Genomic DNA, 7,470 nt, shown 5'->3' with positions numbered 1-7,470 from the left:
GTCTCATACGGTCCGGGGCCGGCCCCTCGCTCCATCGCCGTCAGGCGCTACGCGTCACGCGTCCTTGCTCAGGTTCGGACCGGCGCCGCCGGCCGCCTGCTCGATCGGCGGGGTGTCCGGCAGGGCCGCCTTCTCCTCGCCGCGGAAGGTGAACTTCTGCTGGTCGCCCTCGCCCTCGACGCCGACGACCACGATGTGACCGGGGCGCAGCTCACCGAAGAGGATCTTCTCGGAGAGGATGTCCTCGATCTCCCGCTGGATCGTCCGGCGCAGCGGCCGGGCGCCCAGGACGGGGTCGTAGCCCCGCTTGGCGAGCAGCGACTTGGCGTCCGCGCTGAGCTCGATGCCCATGTCGCGGTCCTTGAGCCGCTCGTCCACCTTGGTGAGCATGAGGTCGACGATCTGGATGATGTCTTCCTCGGTCAGCTGGTGGAAGACGACCGTGTCATCGACGCGGTTGAGGAACTCGGGGCGGAAGTGCTGCTTGAGCTCTTCGTTGACCTTGTTCTTCATGCGCTCGTAGTTCGTCTTCACATCGGCCGTGCCCGCGAAGCCGAGGTTGAAGCCCTTCGAGATGTCCCGGGTGCCCAGGTTGGTCGTCATGATGATGACCGTGTTCTTGAAGTCGACGACCCGGCCCTGGGAGTCGGTCAGCCGACCGTCCTCCAGGATCTGGAGCAGCGAGTTGAAGATGTCCGGGTGGGCCTTCTCGACCTCGTCGAAGAGGACGACGGAGAACGGCTTGCGGCGCACCTTCTCGGTGAGCTGGCCGCCCTCCTCGTACCCGACGTAGCCGGGAGGGGAGCCGAAGAGCCGGGAGACCGTGTGCTTCTCGCTGAACTCCGACATGTCGAGGGAGATCAGCGCGTCCTCGTCGCCGAAGAGGAACTCGGCGAGCGTCTTGGACAGCTCGGTCTTACCGACGCCGGACGGGCCCGCGAAGATGAACGAGCCGCCGGGGCGCTTCGGGTCCTTGAGGCCCGCACGCGTGCGCCGGATGGCCTGGGAGAGCGCCTTGATGGCGTCCTTCTGGCCGATGACGCGCTTGTGCAGCTCGTCCTCCATGCGCAGCAGCCGCGAGGACTCCTCCTCGGTCAGCTTGAAGACCGGGATGCCGGTGGCCGTGGCGAGGACCTCGGCGATCAGCTCGCCGTCGACCTCGGCGACGACGTCCATGTCGCCGGCCTTCCACTCCTTCTCCCGCTTCGCCTTGCCCGCGAGGAGCTGCTTCTCCTTGTCGCGCAGCGAGGCCGCCTTCTCGAAGTCCTGCGAGTCGATCGCGGACTCCTTGTCCCGGCGCACGTCGGCGATCTTCTCGTCGAACTCGCGGAGGTCCGGCGGCGCGGTCATCCGGCGGATGCGCATCCGGGATCCGGCCTCGTCGATCAGGTCGATCGCCTTGTCCGGCAGGAAGCGGTCGGAGATGTACCGGTCGGCCAGGGTGGCGGCCTGGACCAGCGCCTCGTCCGTGATGGAGACCCGGTGGTGGGCCTCGTAGCGGTCGCGCAGACCCTTGAGGATCTCGATGGTGTGCGGCAGCGACGGCTCCGCGACCTGGATGGGCTGGAAGCGGCGCTCCAGCGCGGCGTCCTTCTCCAGGTGCTTGCGGTACTCGTCGAGCGTGGTGGCGCCGATCGTCTGGAGCTCGCCGCGGGCCAGCATCGGCTTCAGGATCGAAGCCGCGTCGATCGCGCCCTCGGCGGCGCCCGCACCCACGAGGGTGTGGAGCTCGTCGATGAACAGGATGATGTCGCCGCGGGTGCGGATCTCCTTGAGGACCTTCTTCAGGCGCTCCTCGAAGTCACCGCGGTAGCGGGAGCCGGCGACCAGCGCGCCGAGGTCCAGGGTGTAGAGGTGCTTGTCCTTGAGGGTCTCGGGCACCTCGCCCTTGACGATGGCCTGCGCCAGGCCCTCGACGACCGCCGTCTTGCCGACGCCGGGCTCGCCGATGAGGACCGGGTTGTTCTTGGTACGGCGGGACAGCACCTGCATGACCCGCTCGATCTCCTTCTCGCGCCCGATGACCGGGTCGAGCTTGGATTCGCGGGCGGCCTGGGTCAGGTTGCGGCCGAACTGGTCCAGGACGAGGGAGGTCGAGGGCGTGCCCTCGGCCGGGCCGCCTGCCGTGGCGGCCTCCTTGCCCTGGTAGCCGGAGAGCAGCTGGATGACCTGCTGCCGCACCCGGTTCAGATCGGCGCCCAGCTTCACGAGGACCTGGGCGGCGACGCCCTCGCCCTCGCGGATCAGGCCGAGCAGGATGTGCTCCGTACCGATGTAGTTGTGGCCGAGCTGAAGGGCCTCGCGGAGCGACAGCTCCAGGACCTTCTTGGCACGGGGGGTGAAAGGAATGTGCCCGGACGGGGCCTGCTGGCCCTGCCCGATGATCTCCTCCACCTGCTGGCGGACCGCCTCGAGCGAAATCCCGAGGCTCTCCAGGGCCTTAGCGGCGACACCCTCACCCTCGTGGATCAGGCCCAGGAGGATGTGCTCGGTGCCGATGTAGTTGTGGTTGAGCATCCGGGCTTCTTCCTGAGCCAGGACGACAACCCGCCGCGCGCGGTCGGTGAACCTCTCGAACATCGTTAATCGCTCCTCAGAGCGGTCAGGCAGATCGGGGACGGTCCCCTCCCTGTCCTTCCGCATGCTAGTCCCGTAGGACGGGACAGCTCATTCCAACTGCCGACATCCGTCCGGATCACCCCCACCGCAGCGGGGAAACCAATTTGGCGAACAGCCGACATCTGCTCCAACCCGATGGTGCGAGACGATGTTCCCGCAGGCCAGGCATATACGCCCGTCACCAGTACGCCGATGGCGAACGCCGAGCCTCCTGACACGCGGACCGCCCCTCTCCACTAGGGATGTCTTACCCGTCAGCACTGACAGTCCATGCCGCGCGGGCGGATTCCATCCGCTACGGGCGAACACCCGCGCGCCCCCTCGAAGCCTCCGAACTCCCCTTGCCGATCACGGTTCGCTTCGGGGCCCGGACCGAGCGTAACCTCTGCCGGTTCGCGCCAGTTGCAGCAGGCATGACTCCCGCCGTTCCCGTGCCCCGACCCCGGGCGCCGCTCGACGCCGTCCGCCGGTGGTACGAGCGCGAGCTGGGCTGGCCGGCCACAGGCGGCTCGGCCGGGGAGCCCGTACAGCTCCTCACCGGCGTCCGCTTCGACGTGCTGGAGCTGCCCTCCGACGCCGGGTTCGCGGTGCTGCGGCGCGTGGCGCGCACCGGCCCGGTCGCGTACGACCCGCGCGCGGGCGCCGTACGGCTGCTGGTCGCCGCGGGCAGCGCCGACGAGCTGCCGGGGCTGCTCGACTGGCTGGAGTGGGGCGGCATCGCCCTCGATCTCACCATGCTCGGACCAGGCGGCCGGATCGCCGCACCGACGCCGGACGCGGTCGCCGGCTCGCGGGAGACCGTCTGGCTACGGCCTCCCGAACCGGGGTGCGAAGTCGAGCCGACGCTGCCGGTCACCGGCCTCGGGGACGGTGGGGGCGCCCCCGATCTCGTAAGGCTCGTGGGCGCGGCGGCCACGGAGTGCCACCGGGCCCGGTTGCTGCGCGCCTCGGGGGCTCGCAGCGGTCGGCCCTCGGGTTTTCAGCCGTTGGCCTTCTCGTAAGCCTCACGCACGGTCGCGGGCACGCGGCCGCGGTCGTTGACCTCAAAGCCGTTCGCCTTGGCCCACGCGCGGATCTTCGCGGTGTCCTGGCTGCTGCCCGCGCCGGCTCGGGCCTTGCCGCGGCTGGCCGCGGCGCGACCGCCGGTGCGACGGCCACTCTTCGTGTACGGCTCAAGCAGGCCGCGCAGCTTGTCGGCGTTGGCCGTCGTGAGGTCGATCTCGTAGGTCTTGCCGTCCAGCGCGAACGTGACGGTCTCGTCGGCCTCGCCACCGTCGAGGTCATCGACAAGAAGGACCTGAACCTTCTGTGCCACGGGGGATTCCTTTCACAGAAAAGGGGGTCTGGGGTCCACGGCGATAGCAGCGCATGTCGCTGCCCCAGTAATTACACTACGAGGGAATAGCAAACCGCCTTTCCCGGAAAAACACAAACCCCCGGGGAAGGTTCGCCTCGGCTTCCGCGTGGGAACCACGCGTTCCAGAGCCATGTGATAGGGGCGCGATTCGGACATAGGGCCCGCGATCACAGATGCAGAAGCATCCGGCTGTTGCCAAGGGTGTTCGGCTTCACCCGTTCGAGACCCAGGAACTCGGCAACGCCCTCGTCATAGGAACGCAGCAGCTCACTGTAGACATCACCATCGACGGGTGTCTCGCCGATCTCCACGAAGCCGTGCTTGACGAAGAAGTCGACTTCGAAGGTGAGGCAGAAAATGCGGCGCACCCCCAGCCACCGAGCGGTCTCCAACAGCTTGTCCAGAACCAGATGACCGACCCCGAGGCCCTTGACGCTCTTGTCGACCGCGAGAGTGCGCACCTCGGCCAGGTCTTCCCACATCACATGCAGCGCGCCGCAGCCGATGACCTCGGCGGCCGTAACTCCGGCGGCCGTATCCCCGGCGGACCCGGCGGCTTCACCGTCTTCGGCGTCTTCGGCGTCTCCGGCGGCTTCAGCGCCTTCGAGGGCTCGCTCCGCGACCCAGAACTCCTGGATGTCCTCGTAAAGCGTCACCATGGCTTTGTCGAGGAGGATGCCGTCCGGTACGTACGAGTCGATGAGCCGGCGGAGCGCTGGTACATCGCTGGTCCTGGCCCGGCGGACGGTGACGACATTCGATAGTGCGGCCATGGCCGGACGCTATCGCCCCGCCTCGCCGGAGCTGTCGCCGGGCCCGACTTGCACCACCCGCATCGCATCCCGCAGGGCCTCCCGCTGTTCGGCGGACATCATCCCGAAGAACGCCACCAGAGCGGCCGCCGGGTTGTCGCTGACGGACCACGCGTCGTTCATCAGTGCGGCCGAGTAGGCGGCCCTGGTCGACACCGCGGCATATCTATAGGCGCGGCCTTCCACTTCCCGGCGTACCCAACCCTTCTGATACAGGTTGTCCATCACCGTTATGACCGTGGTGTAGGCGATGGAGCGTTCCCGCTGAAGGTCTTCCAGGACTTCTCGAACAGTGACGGGACGGTTCCACTCCCACACGCGCGTCATGACGGCGTCTTCCAGATCACCCAGTCGTCGAGGCACACGCGAATAATAGTGGGAGATGTCTCCAATGCCGGTTTATTTGAGCGACATAAAGGGGCGCGCGGGCCGCGATTTGTGATCGCGGTCCACACGCCCCTTCGTTACGTGCGGCGGCGGCGCGCGGCGGGCGCGGGACGCCCGCGTGTTCCCGGCCGAAACCGCGCTCAGGTTCCGGGCCGAATCCTTGGGCAGAACTCCGCGCCTAACCCCGGCGGAACCCGGGCAGAACCCGGGCGAAATCAGGCCCCGGAACCCTTGGGCGCCTGCTGGGCGGATTCGACGCGGTTGAGCACGGCGTCGACCGCGGCGTCTTCCTTGCTCTTGTTCGCGCCGCCCTGGCTTTTGACGATCGTCACGATCAGTGCGGTGAAGGCCACCGCCATCACCAGGGGCGGGACCAGCGCGGAGACGTAGTCCATGGCCGTCGGCCTCCTTCTGCGGCTGCCGCCGCGATTGCTGCGCGAGACGTCCAGGTTAACGACCCGCGCCGGGGGCGCCGGGGGCGGGTCGCGGAATGCGGTACGGGCCGCCTCACACACCGGAGCGGTCCGGCAGTCCGGCAGGCGTCAGGCCGTACGGGCCTCCTCGCCCGGAGCCGGGGCCGGGCCGGGGGACGTCTTCGGGGCCGCCGCCGGGTCGGGGCGGCGGCGCGGCGGGAAGACCTCGGCCGGGGTGGGCGCGGGGCGCTTCGGCTGCTGCGGCGCGCCGGGCTTCGCGGGGGCGGGCCTGCTCGCGGGGCGGGGCTCGGGGCTTTTCTCGCTCTCGTCGGCCGCCTGCGGGCCGCGCCCGCCGGGCAGGGCGAGGAGCTGCGCGCGCCGCGAGCCCGGCAGGACGGGGGCGGGGGCAGGGGCGGAGGCGGGCCGCGCCGGCTCGGCGGCGCGTTCCGCGAGGCGGGCCCGTACGGACCGTTCGGCGATCCGTTCGCAGCGGTGCAGCAGCGCGCGACGGCGGTCGGACTCGGCGTCGCCGGCCGGGGCGGCGCAGAGCGAGCGGAGCGCGGTGAGGTCGTCCGGGCGGGGCAGGTAGCCGGCCGTCAGTGCGTCCTGGAGCTGTCGCAGATAGCCGGGGGCCGAGCCGGGGAGAGAAGAGCGATAGCGGGCGAGGTCGGCGAGGAGGAAGGCGCGCAGCCGGCCTCCCTCGCGGACCGCCTCGTCCACGGCCTCGGCGAGCCGGAGACAGTCCTGGACCTCCTCGGCCCGCGCGGGGCCGATGGGGGCGGGGACTGGGTGGGGCTGAAGGGCGATGGCCAGGGCGCGGCGGAGCACGCGCAGCTCGTCCGCGCTGAATGCCATTCCTCCGCGGGGTCCATAGGGCGTGGGCATGTGGCGACTTTAAGTGCTAAGCGGACAAAACTGGTTTAGGAGGTATTAGTCGGGCGTGGCCAGGTGCTTGCAGCGGGCTGGGGGCCGGGGTGGGTGCGGCGGCGTTGCGGCCATGTCCTCAAGCGCCGGACGGGCTGGAAGGGGTGGCCGTACGGGGGCGGAGTGCGGGGCGGCCTATCGGCCGGGATGTCCTCAAACGCCGGACGGGCTGGAGTGGGCCGGGCTTGTGGAGTTCGTGCGGGCGGTGGGGTGGAGTGGGCCGGGCTTGAGGAGCTTGTGCGGGCGGTGGGGTGGAGTGGGCCGGGCTTGAGGGGCTCGTGCGGGCGGTGGGGTGGAGTGGGCCGGGCTTGAGGGGCCTGTGGGGGTTAGTGGTGATGGTGGGGGCGGGAGGGGATTGTTGTGGTGGTTATGCCCAGGGCCAGGGCTCCTGTCGCTATCGCCAGCAGGAGCGGGGTGTGCTGGGGGCCCGTGTCGGCCAGGGTGGCCGTCGGGGGTGACGGGGTCGTGGTGACCGAGTCCTCGACGGTCTCGACGTCCTCGACGGCCGTCCGGATCGCCGCCGCGTCGTTCTCCGGGTGCGGGTCATGGGCCGTGGCCTCGCCGTCCCCTCCGTCCACGACGCGGATCTCCCCCTCCGCGCCCTCCACCTTCTTGTCGATACGGACGTCGAAGCGGAGCGTGTCCACGGCACCGGGCCGCAGCGTCGCGCCGAGCGCGCAGACGTACGTCCGCGTGCCCTTCGCCCCGCAGGAGCCCGTGCCCGAGGTGATCGTGGTGCCCTCGGGCGGTGTGATCTCGTACGAGCCCGCGCCGCGCCCGACGTCCGGGCCGCCGTTCCTGACGCCCAGTTCGACGGGGACGGTCTGCCCGACCCGGCCCGTCACCACGTGCCCGACGGCCTGGTAGTCGACGGTCGCGTACGTACCGGCACCGCCACCGGCCCCCCGCTCGGGCGGCGCGGCGTGGGGCGGGGCCGTGGGCAGTAACGCTCCCGCCC

At 70.0% G+C, this 7,470-nt stretch carries 7 protein-coding genes and 1 pseudogene; 1 reads left to right on the top strand and 7 read right to left on the bottom strand.

Going from position 1 to position 7,470, the window contains the following annotated elements; all coding sequences use genetic code 11:
• Nucleotides 1-54: 54 nt before the first annotated feature.
• Complete coding sequence (locus tag ACFU99_RS25905) at nt 55-2,580, bottom strand: ATP-dependent Clp protease ATP-binding subunit (protein ID WP_384396007.1); 2,526 nt, start codon at nt 2,578-2,580, stop codon at nt 55-57.
• A 452-nt stretch (nt 2,581-3,032) separates the two neighbouring features.
• Here ACFU99_RS25905 and ACFU99_RS25900 point away from each other — a divergent pair, with 452 nt between their 5' ends.
• Complete coding sequence (locus ACFU99_RS25900; RefSeq protein WP_384396004.1) at nt 3,033-3,620, top strand: SCO3374 family protein; 588 nt, start codon at nt 3,033-3,035, stop codon at nt 3,618-3,620.
• Here the strand turns inward: ACFU99_RS25900 and ACFU99_RS25895 are convergent.
• The 6 genes and pseudogenes from ACFU99_RS25895 to ACFU99_RS25870 all read right to left on the bottom strand — a co-directional run.
• The gene (locus ACFU99_RS25895; protein ID WP_030880446.1) at nt 3,599-3,934 is read right to left on the bottom strand and encodes an Lsr2 family protein; all 336 of its coding nucleotides are present in this window, start codon (nt 3,932-3,934) and stop codon (nt 3,599-3,601) included. The genes ACFU99_RS25900 and ACFU99_RS25895 overlap by 22 nt on opposite strands.
• Before the next feature lie 209 nt (nt 3,935-4,143).
• Entirely contained in the window at nt 4,144-4,749 is a 606-nt protein-coding gene (locus tag ACFU99_RS25890) for an amino-acid N-acetyltransferase (protein WP_384396001.1), read from the bottom strand.
• Nucleotides 4,750-4,758: 9 nt separating this feature from the next.
• Entirely contained in the window at nt 4,759-5,151 is a 393-nt protein-coding gene (locus ACFU99_RS25885) for a BlaI/MecI/CopY family transcriptional regulator (protein ID WP_384395998.1), read from the bottom strand.
• A gap of 239 nt (nt 5,152-5,390) precedes the next feature.
• Complete coding sequence (locus ACFU99_RS25880; protein ID WP_384395995.1) at nt 5,391-5,570, bottom strand: hypothetical protein; 180 nt, start codon at nt 5,568-5,570, stop codon at nt 5,391-5,393.
• 147 nt (nt 5,571-5,717) lie between these two features.
• Nucleotides 5,718-6,443: a hypothetical protein gene (locus ACFU99_RS25875; RefSeq protein WP_384395992.1), complete on the bottom strand. Its 726-nt coding sequence runs from the start codon at nt 6,441-6,443 to the stop codon at nt 5,718-5,720.
• Between the two features lie 395 nt (nt 6,444-6,838).
• A pseudogene (locus ACFU99_RS25870) lies at nt 6,839-7,470 on the bottom strand (hypothetical protein); the annotation flags it as partial.

This window comes from Streptomyces sp. NPDC057654, from assembly GCF_042800135.1.
In the GTDB taxonomy this organism is placed as follows: domain Bacteria; phylum Actinomycetota; class Actinomycetes; order Streptomycetales; family Streptomycetaceae; genus Streptomyces.
This window is presented reverse-complemented; position numbering and strand designations above follow the sequence as displayed.

Bases quoted from the DNA above. Each gene is read 5' to 3' on its own strand.
- ACFU99_RS25905 (WP_384396007.1), bottom strand. From the start codon at position 2,580: ATGTTCGAGAGGTTCACCGACCGCGCGCGGCGGGTTGTCGTCCTGGCT.
- ACFU99_RS25900 (WP_384396004.1), top strand. From the start codon at position 3,033: ATGACTCCCGCCGTTCCCGTGCCCCGACCCCGGGCGCCGCTCGACGCC.
- ACFU99_RS25890 (WP_384396001.1), bottom strand. From the start codon at position 4,749: ATGGCCGCACTATCGAATGTCGTCACCGTCCGCCGGGCCAGGACCAGC.
- ACFU99_RS25880 (WP_384395995.1), bottom strand. From the start codon at position 5,570: ATGGACTACGTCTCCGCGCTGGTCCCGCCCCTGGTGATGGCGGTGGCC.
- ACFU99_RS25875 (WP_384395992.1), bottom strand. From the start codon at position 6,443: ATGGCATTCAGCGCGGACGAGCTGCGCGTGCTCCGCCGCGCCCTGGCC.